22 protein-coding genes are annotated in these 13,863 nt (G+C 61.7%); 5 read left to right on the top strand and 17 right to left on the bottom strand.

All coding sequences use genetic code 11. From position 1 onward, the window contains the following. Positions 1-154 precede the first annotated feature (154 nt). The 6 genes from Thiofri_RS01505 to Thiofri_RS01480 all read right to left on the bottom strand — a co-directional run bounded on the left by Thiofri_RS01505 (position 155) and on the right by Thiofri_RS01480 (position 3,377). On the bottom strand, positions 155-760 hold the full coding sequence (locus Thiofri_RS01505) for a hypothetical protein (protein ID WP_323705816.1): 606 nt from the start codon (positions 758-760) through the stop codon (positions 155-157). Beyond that, a complete protein-coding gene (locus Thiofri_RS01500; RefSeq protein ID WP_009150174.1) occupies positions 708-1,760 on the bottom strand; it encodes a tetratricopeptide repeat protein in 1,053 nt (350 codons plus the stop codon). The genes Thiofri_RS01505 and Thiofri_RS01500 overlap by 53 nt, the downstream gene beginning before the upstream one ends. 41 nt (positions 1,761-1,801) lie before the next feature. Further along, positions 1,802-2,149: a PIN domain-containing protein gene (locus Thiofri_RS01495; protein ID WP_009150175.1), complete on the bottom strand. Its 348-nt coding sequence runs from the start codon at positions 2,147-2,149 to the stop codon at positions 1,802-1,804. After that, a complete protein-coding gene (locus tag Thiofri_RS01490; protein ID WP_009150176.1) occupies positions 2,149-2,388 on the bottom strand; it encodes a hypothetical protein in 240 nt (79 codons plus the stop codon). The genes Thiofri_RS01495 and Thiofri_RS01490 overlap by 1 nt, the downstream gene beginning before the upstream one ends. A gap of 291 nt (positions 2,389-2,679) precedes the next feature. Then, positions 2,680-3,096, bottom strand: coding sequence for a type II toxin-antitoxin system RelE/ParE family toxin (locus tag Thiofri_RS01485; RefSeq protein ID WP_009150177.1), 417 nt, complete (start codon positions 3,094-3,096; stop codon positions 2,680-2,682). Further along, entirely contained in the window at positions 3,093-3,377 is a 285-nt protein-coding gene (locus Thiofri_RS01480) for a type II toxin-antitoxin system ParD family antitoxin (RefSeq protein WP_009150178.1), read from the bottom strand. Before Thiofri_RS01480 ends, Thiofri_RS01485 begins: the two co-directional genes overlap by 4 nt. Positions 3,378-3,483: 106 nt before the next feature. On the opposite strand from Thiofri_RS01480, the gene Thiofri_RS01475 reads away from it, so the two are divergent. From Thiofri_RS01475 to Thiofri_RS01465, 3 genes are all read left to right on the top strand, one after another. Further along, positions 3,484-4,665 (top strand): integrase core domain-containing protein, encoded by a 1,182-nt coding sequence (locus Thiofri_RS01475; protein ID WP_009150179.1) that lies wholly within the window; start codon positions 3,484-3,486, stop codon positions 4,663-4,665. Between the two features lie 219 nt (positions 4,666-4,884). After that, positions 4,885-5,112 (top strand): type II toxin-antitoxin system HigB family toxin, encoded by a 228-nt coding sequence (locus tag Thiofri_RS01470; protein WP_009150180.1) that lies wholly within the window; start codon positions 4,885-4,887, stop codon positions 5,110-5,112. 5 nt (positions 5,113-5,117) lie between these two features. Beyond that, positions 5,118-5,495: a helix-turn-helix domain-containing protein gene (locus tag Thiofri_RS01465; protein ID WP_009150181.1), complete on the top strand. Its 378-nt coding sequence runs from the start codon at positions 5,118-5,120 to the stop codon at positions 5,493-5,495. A 143-nt stretch (positions 5,496-5,638) separates the two neighbouring features. On the opposite strand, the gene Thiofri_RS01460 is transcribed toward Thiofri_RS01465, so the two are convergent. The 8 genes from Thiofri_RS01460 to Thiofri_RS01425 form a co-directional block, all read right to left on the bottom strand. Beyond that, the gene (locus Thiofri_RS01460; RefSeq protein WP_323705814.1) at positions 5,639-7,204 is read right to left on the bottom strand and encodes an O-linked N-acetylglucosamine transferase, SPINDLY family protein; all 1,566 of its coding nucleotides are present in this window, start codon (positions 7,202-7,204) and stop codon (positions 5,639-5,641) included. A gap of 23 nt (positions 7,205-7,227) precedes the next feature. After that, positions 7,228-7,605 (bottom strand): hypothetical protein, encoded by a 378-nt coding sequence (locus Thiofri_RS01455; RefSeq protein ID WP_223296798.1) that lies wholly within the window; start codon positions 7,603-7,605, stop codon positions 7,228-7,230. Next, entirely contained in the window at positions 7,580-8,773 is a 1,194-nt protein-coding gene (locus Thiofri_RS01450; protein WP_223296799.1) for a class I SAM-dependent methyltransferase, read from the bottom strand. The genes Thiofri_RS01455 and Thiofri_RS01450 overlap by 26 nt, the downstream gene beginning before the upstream one ends. Before the next feature lie 186 nt (positions 8,774-8,959). Continuing rightward, positions 8,960-9,208 carry a DUF2442 domain-containing protein gene (locus Thiofri_RS01445; RefSeq protein WP_009150186.1) on the bottom strand — a complete coding sequence of 83 codons (249 nt, stop codon included), beginning with the start codon at positions 9,206-9,208 and terminating at the stop codon, positions 8,960-8,962. Further along, entirely contained in the window at positions 9,177-9,434 is a 258-nt protein-coding gene (locus Thiofri_RS01440) for a DUF4160 domain-containing protein (protein ID WP_009150187.1), read from the bottom strand. Before Thiofri_RS01440 ends, Thiofri_RS01445 begins: the two co-directional genes overlap by 32 nt. A 2-nt stretch (positions 9,435-9,436) precedes the next feature. Next, positions 9,437-9,904, bottom strand: coding sequence for a transposase (locus tag Thiofri_RS01435; protein WP_323705812.1), 468 nt, complete (start codon positions 9,902-9,904; stop codon positions 9,437-9,439). Between the two features lie 219 nt (positions 9,905-10,123). Next, complete coding sequence (locus Thiofri_RS01430; protein ID WP_323705811.1) at positions 10,124-10,381, bottom strand: UPF0175 family protein; 258 nt, start codon at positions 10,379-10,381, stop codon at positions 10,124-10,126. Between the two features lie 48 nt (positions 10,382-10,429). Continuing rightward, on the bottom strand, positions 10,430-11,335 hold the full coding sequence (locus Thiofri_RS01425) for a DUF4351 domain-containing protein (RefSeq protein WP_323705809.1): 906 nt from the start codon (positions 11,333-11,335) through the stop codon (positions 10,430-10,432). Positions 11,336-11,728: 393 nt separating this feature from the next. Here Thiofri_RS01425 and Thiofri_RS01420 point away from each other — a divergent pair, with 393 nt between their 5' ends. Both Thiofri_RS01420 and Thiofri_RS01415 read left to right on the top strand, forming a co-directional pair. Next, entirely contained in the window at positions 11,729-12,052 is a 324-nt protein-coding gene (locus Thiofri_RS01420) for a type II toxin-antitoxin system RelE/ParE family toxin (RefSeq protein ID WP_009150190.1), read from the top strand. After that, the gene (locus Thiofri_RS01415; RefSeq protein ID WP_009150191.1) at positions 12,049-12,342 is read left to right on the top strand and encodes a helix-turn-helix domain-containing protein; all 294 of its coding nucleotides are present in this window, start codon (positions 12,049-12,051) and stop codon (positions 12,340-12,342) included. The genes Thiofri_RS01420 and Thiofri_RS01415 overlap by 4 nt, the downstream gene beginning before the upstream one ends. A gap of 24 nt (positions 12,343-12,366) precedes the next feature. Here the strand turns inward: Thiofri_RS01415 and Thiofri_RS01410 are convergent, their stop codons facing one another. From Thiofri_RS01410 to Thiofri_RS01400, 3 genes are all read right to left on the bottom strand, one after another. Then, positions 12,367-12,576 (bottom strand): hypothetical protein, encoded by a 210-nt coding sequence (locus Thiofri_RS01410; RefSeq protein ID WP_040857323.1) that lies wholly within the window; start codon positions 12,574-12,576, stop codon positions 12,367-12,369. After that, on the bottom strand, positions 12,554-13,006 hold the full coding sequence (locus Thiofri_RS01405) for an RpnC/YadD family protein (RefSeq protein ID WP_009150192.1): 453 nt from the start codon (positions 13,004-13,006) through the stop codon (positions 12,554-12,556). The genes Thiofri_RS01410 and Thiofri_RS01405 overlap by 23 nt, the downstream gene beginning before the upstream one ends. Before the next feature lie 404 nt (positions 13,007-13,410). Beyond that, positions 13,411-13,824, bottom strand: a complete 414-nt coding sequence (locus Thiofri_RS01400) for a type II toxin-antitoxin system PemK/MazF family toxin (RefSeq protein ID WP_009150193.1) — start codon at positions 13,822-13,824, stop codon at positions 13,411-13,413. Positions 13,825-13,863 lie beyond the last annotated feature (39 nt).

The following is a 13,863-nucleotide window of genomic DNA, read 5'->3' as shown; positions in this document are numbered from 1 at the left end:
TTCGGGGCTCTACACCTTCAGGGGCGGCTTCACCCGCTACCTTTGCACCTCGCCTGTTTTCATGCCTACGCACCGACGCGTCAGTTACCCTTCGCGCCGTAAGGCTTGATACCGGGCTCGCGGCTCACGATTACCCGGGCGGGACTCTAACCCGCTAGAGCACGCGGCCTTGCCAGGCCGCACTGTCCCCGGAATTAATCACGAAGGCCAGCAGGGGATGCTTCAGAACCAGCTGTGTGCTGGCGTTGGATCTGGCTTGCGCGCATTGGTCCTGCCACCATGACTGAAACCAGTCGGCAAACCCCTCGCCCCGCTGCGCACGGCGGCACAACTGCTGCTCATCCACCGCCTCAAGCAAAGCCGCGCGCAAGGCGGTGGGCTCGTAGCTGCTCGGCGTCATGGGGTCATTGAGTTGCAGATGCGGTGGGCAGCTGTAGGCACCCAGGCGCTCAAGATAGCCGGTTAACGCGGTGGTGCCACTGGAGAAGGCGCCCAGCACGACAAGGGTCGTGCAGTCCCTTTGACTTGGGCGTTGGCGGTTGGACTCTGTCGCCGTGGTCACGGCATCTATCCTGACACCGGGGGGGGTGGCGGGATCGGATTGCTGATCACACCAACGCCGCCACATCTGCCGATAAGCCGCCTCCAGGTCGCGGGTAAAGCCGGAAGCGGCGAAGCGCGCGCGCAGGTTGCGCTGTTGCAGGGGATCATCCAGGCAGCCGTACTTGAGCCGCAGGCGGGCCTTGGGGTTGGCGGACAACACTCTTGACCAGAGCGCGATGGTGCGCGGCGAGAGCTTGGTCGGGTTGCTGAAGCTGGCAAAGACGATGGCGTCCGGCTCGGGGGGGCGCGCGCGCCGCCGAGAGGATCGCACCATCGGCACGCTCTTCACGGTAATGCAACGTCAGCAGTCGGTTATTATGGGTTCCCGGATGCTGCGGGGCGATACGCAAGGCCTGCTCATAGGCCTGCAGGGCGTCCTCCAAACGCCCAAGGTCCTTAAGAGCATTGCCCCGGTTGGAGTGCGCCTCGGCATAATCGGGCTTAAGTGCCAAGGCTTGGTCATAAGCCTGTAGGGCCTCCTCCAAGCGCAAGAGGGCTTTCAACATGACACCGTGATGGCAGTGATAGGCCGGGACTTGGTCGTTGTTGCCAATCGCGCGGCGAATGAGTGCCTCGGCGCCTGCGGGGTCGCCGCGCTGGTACAGAACCAACCCCAGACGATGCAGGGCCTCGGCGTGTGCGGAGTTCTGGGCGATGAGTTGCCGGTAGCCTGCTTCGGCTGTCTGCAGATCACCACTTTGATGCGCTTGCAGAGCCTGCTGATAGCGCTCGCCTGGCGCGTTTATGGAGCTGTCAGCTCGCTGGTGCACCGCGAGGTATTCTCGCAGCCTTTGGACACCGCCTTCATCCAGAGCGCTGCTCTGCGCTTGGGCGACCAGGGATTGCGCCTCGTCGGGGCGTCCGCAGCGCGCCAAGGCGTCAGCAATGCTGAGCCAGTATTGGGTGACCGCGGGATTGTCCGCGCGTGCCGTCTCAAACAGCGGAAGCGCAGCGGCGATCTGATTCACGGAAACGGCCAGCACCCCAAGGTTGTGGTTCGCGTCGGGATGCTTGGGCTGTGCCTGCAAAATGGCCCGATACAATCGCTCGGCATCCTGGAGCTGGCCGGCGCGATGATGCGCTACCGCCTGGTTTAGCGCCTCCGGGATCGGGATCTGCTGATTGGAACTGGGTGTTGTTTCACGCGGGTCCTTCATCGTGGTTCGTGCTCGTGTTCACGACACGCGCAGCGCCCCAGCTAGCCTTCTGTCGCGACCAATGTTTGCGGAGCAACCGCCTGCGCGAAAGCGCGGACGCTCAGAATGGGTGTCGCGATCAGCGCCTTCGCCTCGCTAAAATCACCGTCCCCGGTGATCAAATAATCTGCTTCGCCAGAGGCCGCGAGCAGTTCCAACCACCAGTTGATGGTTGCACGAGGTAAGGCGAATTTCGGACGCTGGATGACGGCGCTGTATTCGGCCATGATCTCGGGTGTCACCAACCACTCGGTATCTGAGCGGCTCAAGCACCACAGCAGCACCCGTTCCGGCAGACGATCTCGAATCACTGCCGATACCAAGAGATTGGTGTCGATCACCACCCGCATTAGCATTCGCCGCGCTGTGCATCGATTTCCGCTGCAATGTCCGCATCGGTGAGCACTGCCGACTGGGGCAGACGCTGCACATGGCGCATCAACGCGCGCCAGCTTTCGGTGCGCTCTTCAGGCTGGCGCGTTTGATCGACCACCAGCACTTCGAGCAAGGCGCCTTCGGGGAACGGCATTCCTTCCAGCACAACACGACTTGAAGCATCCATGCGGACGTAGGTCTTGTAGGCATTCATCGCGGCTCTTGGATATTGGCTTGGCGCAGCTCTAAAGCGAGAGTGTAGCCGATTCACCGGCTGGCGTGGCCGGGTTCTGTCCCAACACCCCCACCAACGGCTGCAGCTGCCCCTCATACCGCCGCCAGGCGTCAATGGCTCGGGTGTGGATCGGCGGGTTGCCCTGCGCGGCGCTCGCTCTCGGCAGCTACCAGCGCAAGTTCTTCATCAGCCACAACCCGGAGGCTTGGGCGCTGGCGGATGTGGTGTTGGATACGGCGGGGTTGAGGGGAGCGGGGTGATGTTGCGCTGTCAGGCAGCTATTACATGGGTGCGCATCGCCTGGTTGGACTTTGTTGGCGTCGCCCCCCTGCCAGAACCCCCATATTCAGTAGCAGCCGATGGGATATGCCGCGCTATATCCATGCTGTCGTGCAGGATGCGCAGAACTTCAATGGTACGCTCGGCTTCGTCAAAACGAACAATGAGTTGATGGCGTCCATTGCGCCCTTTGTGTGCGACATGTAACGTCGCCAAATCTTCTCCAAGCTCAGGACGCTCGCGTACACCAAGATTCGCAAAACCCTCGGTCAATGCCTCAAGCGCGTCGTTGATGGTCTCGGTATAAACCTCAAGCTGCAGCGGCCCAAAGTGCCCAAGCGTCCAATCGAGGATCTCCTCGACATCTTGAGCGGCCTGATCGGCCAGGCGAACCGTCCAGTCGGTCATCCGTGTTTCGCCAGTACGCGCTTGCTGATGGCATTGATGTGCGAGCGCAGCGAGATGGCATCATGAAAGTCGGTATAACGCCCCGCCTCGATGTCGGCAATGCCGACCGCCACGGCCTCGCGCAAGGCGGCGAGCTTCGCCGCTTGCTCCGCCTCTCGCGTTTGCACCAGACGCAGCCCCTCGCGCAGCACTTCGCTGGCGTTTTGATACTGGCCGCTGGCGACCATCTGTTCGACAAACTTTGCTTGCACATCCGTCAGCACAACATTGCGCGTGGGCATGGCATGGCTCCCTGAAGTAAGACTAATGGCAAATTCTGCCAACTCTCCTTGAATCAAGCAAGTTACCTGGCGTATCCTCCGCCGCTTTTTGCGCGTCGGAGGTGCAATGATTCCCTGGTGGATACCGCTGCTGACATTTACCATCGCGCTAGTGGTCGGCCTGCTGAGCGTGCGGCGCTACCGGCGCGACCGCATCACTTGGGCCAAGCGGCGCTTGCAGTTGAAGGTGCTGTCGCTGGAGCTCAAAAGCCTGCGCCAGAAGGTGGTCTCGGCCGATGGGCGCGGGACGCCTCCGGCCAAGCGACGACTGGTGAGAAAACTACCCAGGCTCGAGGTCTGGCAAAAATGGCTGATCGCTTGGCTGCGTCGGCCGTTGCCCTGGCTGACGCGCTTTCTTCGCTTTGGTCCCATGACCGATATCCGCTGGCTGCAAGCCAGGGGACGGCGGCGACATGCGCTGAAGAGCGCCGAGGGTAAGCGTCGTGGTCGCCCACAGACGCCACCGTTCGTTGTTGATGTCATCCTGGCCATCAAGAACGCTCATCCCTATTACAGTGCCAGTCGGATCGCGCGGATGTTGTCCGGTGGCGAGCTGAAGCTGCGGATCGCCAAGAAGACGGTGGCCAGCATTCTCAAGGCTCATGGCTTTGCGCCACGGCCAAAAGGCAAGCAACCGCCGCGCGAGTCAGAGCCGGGTTGGTTGACCATTCTCTACAACCAATATGTCATGGCCATCGATTTCAAGGTCACCTTGGACTTGGCCGGAGACACACTTTATATCTTGAATCTGATCGACCACGGGCGCCGGGTCTTGCACTGGTCGCGCGCGACTTACCATCCCACGGCAGCCTGGGTGGCGCAACAACTGCGCAACGCTTTCATGGACTTGGATGCAATGCCCGAGGCCATCGTGTTGGATCGCGACAGTACCTTCCTTCCCATCATCAAGCAGACACTGCCCGCCATGGGCATCAAGCCCATTCGCATCGGCTACAAGTGCCCGTGGCACAACGGCGTGGTTGAGCGCTTTCACCGCACGCTTGATCAGGATCTGTTGCGGTATGTCCAACCACTCAATGACCGCCATTTGAACCGGCTGCTGGTTGAGTTCCGGGCGTACTACAACACCGCCAGGCCGCACATGGCAAATGGTGTCGAGCCGCCGATTTTGCCGGACCTGACCGGCAACCTAGCGGCGAACGATCCAGAGTTTTTCAAAACACCACGCAAGCTGGTGCGTAAGCAGTGGCTCGGCGGACTGCATAGCAGCTATCGCTGGGCGGCTTAGCACCCTGATCTAAAGGTCGCGAGTCTCGGGTCGCGGATTTCGGCACCGACAGCCGAGAGTGGCTTGCGCCTGGAATTCAGGGTCTTGGGCAGCGGGATGGTATCCAGCCGGGTTTGCGAGCTGGTTTCGGACTTTCTGCTGCGCTGACGATGCCTGGTTTGGCCGAAAATGGCCTTGACAGTCAGGCTAAAATTCACGACTCGCGGCTGGGATTAGTTTTTGACCATTACAGCCAAGAAGGCCCAGTGGCAATCACCGAGCGATATCAAGGAGCAGTATCGCAGCGCGAGCATTCTCAAAAATCGCCGCGTCGTCTTCAACATCAAAGGGAACGACTATCGGCTCGTCGTCGCCGTCGCCTATCGCTACGGCGCCCTCTATGTAAAATTCATCGGCACGCACCGTCAATACGACGCAATCGACGCTGAAACCGTTGAAATGGGTTAAAGGCCATGCAGATCCGTCCGCTTCGCAACGATCAAGACTACCGTGCGGCGCTTGCCGCACTCTCGCCGCTGTTCGACCATGAGCCTGAGCCAGGAACGCCAGAAGGGGACCACTTTGAAGTGATGCTGACCTTGGTGGAAGCCTACGAGGCCAAGCACTTCCCGACCGATCTGCCTAACCCGGTCGATGCTATCAAATTCCGCATGGAGCAATCCGGGCTCACCGCGAGCGATCTCGCCCCGGCGATTGGACGCACCAATCGCGTCTACGAGGTGCTGAACGGCACCCGCTCCCTAACCCTACCGATGATCTGGAAGCTGCATAGCCAGTTTGGCATCCCGGCCGAAAGCCTGATCAAGCCCATGCAGCGGACAGGCGCTTGAGTAATGTCCGCAAACCCCACTCGCGGGAGTCTCGCCAGGCCAGTCAGTCAGCCGCTGATATCTCACTTCAGCTTCTGACCGATCTGGCGCGCTTCGATGAAGGGCGATCAATCGTCCACCTGCAAGATCGACCGCCCGACGCCCTAACCTGGCTCTTCTGCCAATGCCACCCGCTCAAACAACTCGATGAATGTTCCCTCAAGCTCACGGGTGAATCCAGCGACATCCATCAGCGGCGCACAACGCATGCGCTCACGCAGGCCAGTGCGCAGGGCGCGTAACCGGTCCGGGTCATTGGCCAGCGCAACCGCCAGTCGCACGTAGTCTTGCGCATCTGCCGCGGCCAGCTCCGCCAGACCAATCGCCGAGAGCAAGGCGAAGCCCTGGCGACTGACCACGCGCGATTGCGGCCAGGTGATCACCGGCACGCCCATCCACAGCGCTTCGCAGCTGGTCAGGCCGCCGGTGAAGGGGAAGGGATCAAGCGCGATGTCCAGCTCGGTGTATTCTTTGAGCAGGTCGGCATGAAAGCTCGGCCCGCGCAGCTCAATGCGCTCGGCGGCGATGCCGCGAGCCACAAAGGCTTGGGTCACCCGCTGGCGCAAGGCGGCGTCGTTGAAGGTGCGCCATTTGAGGAGCAGGCGGGAATCCGGCACCGCGGCCAGGATCTGGGCCCAGAGGTCGTAGACGCCGTCATTGAGCTTGGCGGTGTTGTTGAAGCTGCCGAAGGTAATCCGAGCGCTGTGCGCAACCGGCGGTGGTGACAGGTCCTTTGGCGCCCAGGGCACTGGCTGATAACAGAAGCGTCCTGCCGGCAGAGGCAAGATCGGCTCGATGAACTGACTCTCGGTGCCCGGCGGGGCGTGCCAGGCATCCAGCAACACGGCATCCATCTCCGTCAGGCCGGTGGTGGCGAAGTAACCCAGCCAGCTCACTTGCACCGGCGCGGGGCGGTGGGCGAAGACGCTCAGGCGCGAGCCGGCGGTGTGGCCGGAGAGGTCGATCAGGACATCGATGTGGTCGGCGCGAATCTGCGCGACCAGCGCGGCATCATCCAGGGCGCTGACCTCGCGTAACTGAACGGATTGGCTGATCTGCTGTGTGACCCAGTCGCGCACTTGGCCGGCGTGATAGACGATGGGGGTGATCCGGGCTGGATCATGGGCGGCCAGGACGTCTTTGATGAACAAGCCAACGGTGTGCTGGCAGATGTCTGCGGAGATGTAGCCGATGCGCAGCGGGCGGCTGTCGCGCGGCACCAGAAGCAGGCGCGGATGTGGGCCGCCGGCACGGGTCTGCGCCCACTGGCCCCAGGCGCGGGCTTGGGCAAAGCGCTCGGTGTCTGATGCCGCGGGGTCGTATTCCAGGCTGGTGAGCGCATTGCGGCGAATCACGGGATGGTTGGGGAACTGCTCAAGCAGGGCCTGCATGATCTGGCGGGCGCGGGCGTGCTCGCCGGCCTCGCGTGCGCGGTTGGCGCGGTTGACCCAGGGGCGGGCATCCCTGGGTGCCAGGGTGCTGGCGCGCGCAAAGCAGGTCTCGGCGGCGCTGAGCAGACCGGCGGACAGCAGCAGGGTGCCGATGCTCAACAGGGCCTCGGGGTCGTTGGCGTGCGCCCTGGCGAGGGTCTGGCAGCGCGCCAGGCAACCGCTGAAGTCGGCGCGGGCGGCGCAGTGTTGGGCGGCAGCAAGGTCGGTGGTCCAGAGCATGGCGGTGATTGTAACCGCCTACCCTACACCACCCCCAGCGCCTTCAACATCGGCAGCTGCTTGGCCGCGAATTCCTCGGCCTGGCGCCTTAGCTCGGCGCGGTTGTCGTCCTCCGACTCAATCGGCTTGCCCTCTTTGAGCAGGCGCTGGCCTTGGCTCTGGAGCAGCTGCCAGCTGGCCTCGGCCCAGTCGCTGGGGTGTTTGTGGCCTTGGCGGGCGCTCAGCAGGAACAGTTGCTGGAAGCGGTTGACCTGGATGCCGCCGCCGGTGATGGGGCTGGCGAAGTAGCTGATGTCGTTACTGCCGCGGGCGAGCTGCAGTAGGTGGGCGTTGAGGGCGTCGCTGGTTTTCTTAGCTTTGGCCTGGGCCTTCTCGTTAATTCCCGCCGCCAAAACCGGCACGAGATGCCCGGCGCCGGTGAGGATGAGGGTGGCTTGCAGCAGTTGGGGGAAGTTGATGCCCTGGTCCTTGAGCGCGCTCTCGAGCTGGCCGAGGCTGCACGGCTTGTGGTCGGCAAGTTGGTCGAGGATGGGTGTAGATGGCCTCGGATAGGTTGGCCTCGCCAAGGCTGCCGCTGACCTTGAGCGGGACATCGGGGCGATGGGTGGTGAGGATCACCCGCTGCGCGCGCAGGGCTTCGGCTTGGCGCAGCGGGTCGAGCGGCTGGGCGCCTTTCACCCAATAGTCACGGCGGAATTGTTGGTTGACCATGAAGTCCCGCACGCTTTGGCGGAAGTCAGGGTCGGGGATCTGGTTGAGCAGGCTCTGTTGCTCGGGGGTGAGGTTGATGGCGTCGATGGCATCGAGCAGGTGGGCGGAGCCAGCGTAGCGGAGTTTGGCCGGTGCGAGCCACTCGGCCAGGGTGGCAAAGTGCATGGGGTGCCAGTCGCGGTTGAAGTATTCGTGCGCGAGGTAGTGGCGGTTGTGGGCTTTCATTGTCTCCAGCCGCTCGCGGATCTGGGGGTTGGCGCGGCTGTAGAGGGGGTTGGTGGCGAGCAGTTGCTCGGCGAAGGCGATGGCGCCGTAGATGCGCTTGACGATGCCTTGGCCTTCGGCGCCCAGGGCGTCGGCATGCTCGGTCATCAGGTGGCGCATGGGGGCAAAGGCGGCCCAACCGGGTAGGGTGTTGTAGCTGAGATAGAGCACGCCGCCGACTTTGAGCTTGCGGCGGATGAAGTCGACCATGACCCGGCGGTTGTCGTCGCTGATCCAGCTCCAGATGCCATGCACGCCGATGAAGTCGAAGTCGGGCAGGTCGTCGCGGGCGGCGAGCTCGGCGAAGCTATCGTCGAACAGCTGGGCGTCGCTGCCGGCGGCGCTGGCCAGTGTTTGGGCAAAGGCGGCTTGGCTGGGGTTGAAGTCGGTGCCGCTCCAGTGCACGCCCGTGGCGGCGGCATGGAGGTTGACGCTCAGGCCCTGGCCGAAGCCGAGCTCGCAGGCGTGGGTGATCTGGGGTGGAGCGAGGCCGGCGTTGAGGAAGGGCAGCGCCTGGCGGGCGGGGTTCAGTTCGGTGTAGTAGCCGTGGGTGTAGCCGATGTCGGCGACGTAGCCGGCGGTCCAGTCGGTCATGGGCGCTTTCTCGGGGTGATGGTGGTTGGTTGCCTTTATGCCGGCAGATGAGCTATCGCAAACGTTCGCAATGCATGCTCATGGTGCACCCGCTTGCCCAGATCGGCCTGTAAGTTGCTCGTTAGACTGTCCACGTCAATCCGGCTCCATGTCTGTCGTGGTGCCGGAAACGCCGGTTTCCTCCCATTAAGCCGCCTGACGACGAGAATAGGTCAGATCCCCAAAACCTGCGAGAAGTCCCTCAACCGAAATATCCTCATCCAAGTTGTCCCAGTGAATCCCGCGAGGACTAAGCTCAAAGGCTTGCCTTTCCTCAACCGAAGCATTCAATAGGCGCGGAAACCAAGCCAACGGCACACCCAACGTCCGGCCATCTTGCAATTCAACCCAAAAACAATCCTCGTCAAACCGAACCATAGTCGGTGAAATACTCATCCCGACATCTCCTGAACGTCTTCTGGTGCGACTGAACAATGGTGGTAACCCGGCGCAATGTTGCTGCATTAAAGCCATCATTACGCGCGAGTCTTACATCTGGCTCAAGCCAGAATTTCGCTTCAGCCTCGGCTTCACTCACATGAATATGCGCTGGCTCAAGTGGACTGCCCTCGTTTGAATAAAAGAAAAAACGCAAACCATCAACACGAAGAACCACCGGCATCGCTAAAGCCCCAACTCCATCTGCCCCGGCAACAGCGCCGGCCCATCCGGCTCCAGACGCGGTCGCCCGCGTGGGCGCGCCTCGCGGCGCTGGCCAGTCATTTGCTCGATTTGCTGCAAGAACCGCTCGCTGCCGATGGGCTGGGATTGTTGAATGGCCAAGCGCAACTCCAAGAGCGCCGCCTCATCCAAGCCCGTGCGGAACAGTTCCCGATAGGCGGCCTGTCGGGACTCGGGCGTTTCTCCCAGCCCCAAATACAAGGAATGCGGCGAGAGCAGCGGATCGCTCGCGCCCAGCCCATTGGCTCGGTAACTACTCCAGGCATACTCCCCTGGATCGCGCACCATGTCCGCACGCACCGGGTTCAGCTCAATATAACGCTGGCAGCGCAACAGGTAGGTGTCGGTCTGAATCAGCGAGGACTTGTAGCGACTATCCCACAAGGTACCCGTGCGCCGGTAGGTCTTCATCGATCCAGATCCAAAATCATGGATTCATCCGATGGCAAGTCAGGATACACCTTAATCCAAGCCAGCCTCCGCAGGGAGGGTACCGAGATCGGCCCACCCCCTGGGCGCATTCCTCCGACACGGCTTGCGCCACCGCGATATCGCCAAGCACTTGGTGCAACAGATCGAGTCAATCAATGCTCGCCAGCGCAATGAAGGGCGTCGTATTGCAGAACACCATTACAACAATGCCGTCTCGCGCCGGAAATCTTCCTCAGTGTCCTCCAGCAATTCGGCGCTGGCGGCCATGGCCATCAGCAAAAAATGCACGCGCGGCATACCAAGCCACTGGGCCGCTAACCCAGAGGACAAGCGCCCTTCTCGAAACAACGCCATGGCGGCATCTCGTTGCACGCGCTCAGCGAGTTCTCGCGAGTTCATGTGCAGACTGAGCATGACCTCAGGCGGGCAGGCGATTTCAACGGTGTTCTTGACCATTACAGCTGCCGGAGATGGCGGTGCGCGAGATTCTCGGGGCCGATTGAGTCAGTGAAAAATCGTCTCGGGGGTCTCGGCGGTGAGGATGCGATCGAGCCAGGTTTCCAGTTGCTCAAGCTCAGCCGCTTCTATGCGTGCGCGGTGCGCCTGCGCGGCTTGTGAACCGAATTTCCGATCAAGCTGGCGCAGAAGGGTCCGGGCTTCGCCCTGCTGCAAACCCTGCTGCATCCCCTGCTGCATCCCCTGCTGCACTCCCTGTTCAATAAAACGATCGGCAAACGCGGTCATGGTCTCGATCTCCTCGGCATAGTGTTGCTGGTAGCGCTGGCGTTCATTCTCATCAAGAGCGGCATAGATGTCGACGAAGTCGAGGTATTTGATCTGCCGCTCGCGGTCGGGTTCCAGGGTGCGCAGTCCACGCACCGCTTGGGCGTAGACTTCAACCTTCTCCTCGGGCGCATACTGCATGTTGGGCAGGTTCAACCGCGCGACCAGGTTGGGGCTGTCGAAGTAATCGCGCGCCTTGAGCCCGAACAACGGCCAGGCCAGATAGCTGAACTGCAGATAGGCGCGCGTGTCGCTGCCGAGGCTGAGCGTTTCGCGGAAGCCACCGGGGTGCAGGAAGATGACCACCGGCACCACGCGCTCGGTCTGGTAGAGCTCGGAGAGGTCCAGGCAGTAATGGGCCAGGCGATGGATGGAGAAGCGCCCGGGCTCGGTTTCCTCCTCGAAGACAAACAGCAGTGCCTGGCGGCGGCCATCGGGCCATTCGAGCAACAGCGGCACGTCCAACTCCCGAAAGCGCTCGCCGAGGCGCTCTTTGAGCTGCTCCTCGCGCAGCGGCAGGATGCGCACCTGATCATCAAGCCGCGCCGCTTCGCTCGCGGCGGCAAACTCAATGGCCTGGCGTGGATAGTCGAGGATGAGGTTTTTGAAGTTCTGGTCGTGGCTCATCAGGGGCTCCCTGACTGCGCGCCGGTGCCGGGTGTTTGGGTGTCGGCGCTCATCGGGCGAGTGTAGCCGATTCGCTGGATAAGATGGGAGCGCCTTACCCGGTGCTTGCGCAAGCCAACACCCCCACCAACGGCCCCAGCTGCCCCTCATACCGCCGCCAGGCGTCAATGGCTCGGGTGTGGATCGGCCGGGTTGCCCAGCGCCGCGCTCGCTCTCGGCGGCTACCAGCGCAAGTGCTTCATCAGCCACAACCCGGAGGCCTGGGCGCTGGCGGATGTGGTGTTGGATACGGCGGGGTTGAGGGTGGAATGCTGAGGCCGCCGCCCAAAGCGCCGCTAGACGGCCGTTCGGAAAAGCTTGTCTACTTATGCAAGTTCTGGCATAAACCAAGACATGAAACCGCTGAGATTTCTCGGTTCCAGCTTGGACGATCTGCGTGAAATGCCGGCCCCGGTGCGGCAGGCGTTGGGTGTCGAGTTGATGACTGTCCAGTACGGCGGCCTGCCGAGCGATTTCAAGCCCATCTCCTCTGTCGGAGCCGGTGCCTATGAGATACGGCATCGGGATGCCAACGGCGCGTTTCGGGTGATCTACGTCGCCAAGCAGGCCGATGCCATCTATGTGCTGCACGCCTTCCAGAAAAAGACCCGAACGACCCGGAAAACGGATATCGACCTGGCCGCCAAACGTTACAAGCTGATTGGAGAGGCTCCATGAAAGACGACGATACCCGCATGATCGAAAGCAGTGGCAACGTCTTCGCTGATCTCGGCTTCGACCCGGCCGAGGCGGAGGTGATGAAAATGCGCACCGAGGTCATGATTCGCACGGCCCAGCAACTCAAGGCCAAGGGCTGGACGCAAGCGGAGGCCGCGCGTCAGTTGGGAATCACCCAACCCAGGGTGTCCCGTTTGGTCAAAGGCAAGGTGGAAGATTTCAGCCTGGACATGCTGCTGACCTTAGCCACGCGCGCCGGCCTTCATCCGCAACTGCAATTGAACCAGTGAGTGCCTGGTAGCGCATCGCCTACCCTACACCACCCCCAGCACGTTCAAGATCGGCAGATCCTTGGCCGCGAATTCCTCGGCCTGGCGCGTCAGCTCGGCGCGGTTGTCGTCCTCTGACTCGATCGGCTTGCCCTCTTTGAGCAGGCGCCGGCCTTGGCTCGCCAACAGCAGCGAGGTGGCATTGGCCCAATTGCTGGGCTTAATACGGTTCTTAGTGTTGGCTTGGAAAAACAATTCGAGCCTGGCCCCAAATGTTTGCCAAATGTTTTGCAAATGTTTTGCCCCAAATGTTTTGATTGTCGGCCAGCACCGCCAGGCTCGCGACCGGCACCTGGTAGACATCGCGGATTTTATAGTGGTAAGTGAACATCCGCTCGGCAAAGACGGTTTCCGGGTCGCCTTGCACTTCCACATGGGCCAGCACCCACACCGGCGTCTCATCGCGGCGCGTGACGCCGACCAGCTTATCCGCATAGCGCCGCGCCGTCTTGGCCTCGCGCACGATCTGCTGGAACTCCTTGTCGAGGAATTGCACGCCTTTGGACCAGTCGATCTCGGCATGGATGGCCGGGAACAGCAGCGCCAGGAACTCCGGGAAGAACTTCTCCAGAGCTTCTTTCCAGGGGCTGTCGTAGTCGTTCGCGGCGGTGGTTTCGGCTGTCATGGGCTGAGTTTAGCCGATTCACCGGTCGCAGTGGGGACCACCCTACCCTGCCCCGGCACCCCCACCAACGCCTGCAGCAAGGCAGCTACCACCGCAAGTTCTTCATCAGCCACAACCCGGAGGCCTGGGCGCTGGCGGATGTGGTGTTGGATACGGCGGGGTTGATGGTGGCGGGGTGAGGTCGCGCGGGGCGGAAATTCGATGTTTCCGCAACTGCAACCGCGAACTGCCGAGCCAATCCAGTCTCCCAGATAGACAAAAGGCCCTGCACCTTGCGATGCAGAGCCTTGGATCAGAGTCCCCAGCCAGCTTGTCATCACCGGCTGGGGTCTGCTACCCGAAGGTAGTCTTACAAGCCCGACTAATCGGGAACAACACGAGTGTAATACCCAGGTACCCTTGAATCAAGCTGGATTGATCACCCCGAGGGCAATCATCACACCCCGGCGGATGGCCTCGAAGTCTTCGTCAAGCACCTGTTGCGCAATGTAAATGCGCTTACCGGTAGGCTCCTTCCCAACCATCACCCGATCCAGCCTCTCCAACGACACGGTGGCGAGCATATCGCACTTTGCCCAAGTCTCCTTCCGGGCGAGTTTCCCTGGTAACGAACGCCGGTCCATGCGATGGTGAAACGGCTCCACTGGATTCGGTGCCGTGGTACTCAAGGGGACAATGGTGCAAAGCTGGTTCGTCCGCCGGGGGCGTGGCGAGATCACCACCACCGGTCGCCGCTTAATCATCTCCGGAGCCTTGAAGCCCGTGTTGAAGTCACAGATCAACACCATGCCGGGGTGCGGATGAAACGTTAATGGCATCTTGGCTAATGAACAACATTCTCCGCCATCAACTCAGCC

Origin of the sequence: Thiorhodovibrio frisius (genome assembly GCF_033954835.1) — a bacterium.
Lineage (GTDB): Bacteria > Pseudomonadota > Gammaproteobacteria > Chromatiales > Chromatiaceae > Thiorhodovibrio > Thiorhodovibrio frisius.
Note: the sequence above shows the minus strand (reverse complement) of the source record. Positions and strands in the feature narration are given on the sequence as shown.

Bases quoted from the DNA above. Each gene is read 5' to 3' on its own strand.
- Thiofri_RS01420 (WP_009150190.1), top strand. From the start codon at position 11,729: ATGAAACCGCTGAGATTTCTCGGTTCCAGCTTGGACGATCTGCGTGAA.
- Thiofri_RS01465 (WP_009150181.1), top strand. From the start codon at position 5,118: ATGCAGATCCGTCCGCTTCGCAACGATCAAGACTACCGTGCGGCGCTT.
- Thiofri_RS01490 (WP_009150176.1), bottom strand. From the start codon at position 2,388: ATGAATGCCTACAAGACCTACGTCCGCATGGATGCTTCAAGTCGTGTT.
- Thiofri_RS01500 (WP_009150174.1), bottom strand. From the start codon at position 1,760: ATGAAGGACCCGCGTGAAACAACACCCAGTTCCAATCAGCAGATCCCG.
- Thiofri_RS01450 (WP_223296799.1), bottom strand. From the start codon at position 8,773: ATGACCGACTGGACCGCCGGCTACGTCGCCGACATCGGCTACACCCAC.
- Thiofri_RS01440 (WP_009150187.1), bottom strand. From the start codon at position 9,434: ATGCCGGTGGTTCTTCGTGTTGATGGTTTGCGTTTTTTCTTTTATTCA.
- Thiofri_RS01480 (WP_009150178.1), bottom strand. From the start codon at position 3,377: ATGCCCACGCGCAATGTTGTGCTGACGGATGTGCAAGCAAAGTTTGTC.
- Thiofri_RS01415 (WP_009150191.1), top strand. From the start codon at position 12,049: ATGAAAGACGACGATACCCGCATGATCGAAAGCAGTGGCAACGTCTTC.
- Thiofri_RS01485 (WP_009150177.1), bottom strand. From the start codon at position 3,096: ATGACCGACTGGACGGTTCGCCTGGCCGATCAGGCCGCTCAAGATGTC.
- Thiofri_RS01445 (WP_009150186.1), bottom strand. From the start codon at position 9,208: ATGAGTATTTCACCGACTATGGTTCGGTTTGACGAGGATTGTTTTTGG.
- Thiofri_RS01405 (WP_009150192.1), bottom strand. From the start codon at position 13,006: ATGACAGCCGAAACCACCGCCGCGAACGACTACGACAGCCCCTGGAAA.
- Thiofri_RS01475 (WP_009150179.1), top strand. From the start codon at position 3,484: ATGATTCCCTGGTGGATACCGCTGCTGACATTTACCATCGCGCTAGTG.
- Thiofri_RS01460 (WP_323705814.1), bottom strand. From the start codon at position 7,204: ATGCTCTGGACCACCGACCTTGCTGCCGCCCAACACTGCGCCGCCCGC.
- Thiofri_RS01425 (WP_323705809.1), bottom strand. From the start codon at position 11,335: ATGAGCCACGACCAGAACTTCAAAAACCTCATCCTCGACTATCCACGC.
- Thiofri_RS01430 (WP_323705811.1), bottom strand. From the start codon at position 10,381: ATGGTCAAGAACACCGTTGAAATCGCCTGCCCGCCTGAGGTCATGCTC.
- Thiofri_RS01400 (WP_009150193.1), bottom strand. From the start codon at position 13,824: ATGCCATTAACGTTTCATCCGCACCCCGGCATGGTGTTGATCTGTGAC.
- Thiofri_RS01435 (WP_323705812.1), bottom strand. From the start codon at position 9,904: ATGAAGACCTACCGGCGCACGGGTACCTTGTGGGATAGTCGCTACAAG.
- Thiofri_RS01495 (WP_009150175.1), bottom strand. From the start codon at position 2,149: ATGCGGGTGGTGATCGACACCAATCTCTTGGTATCGGCAGTGATTCGA.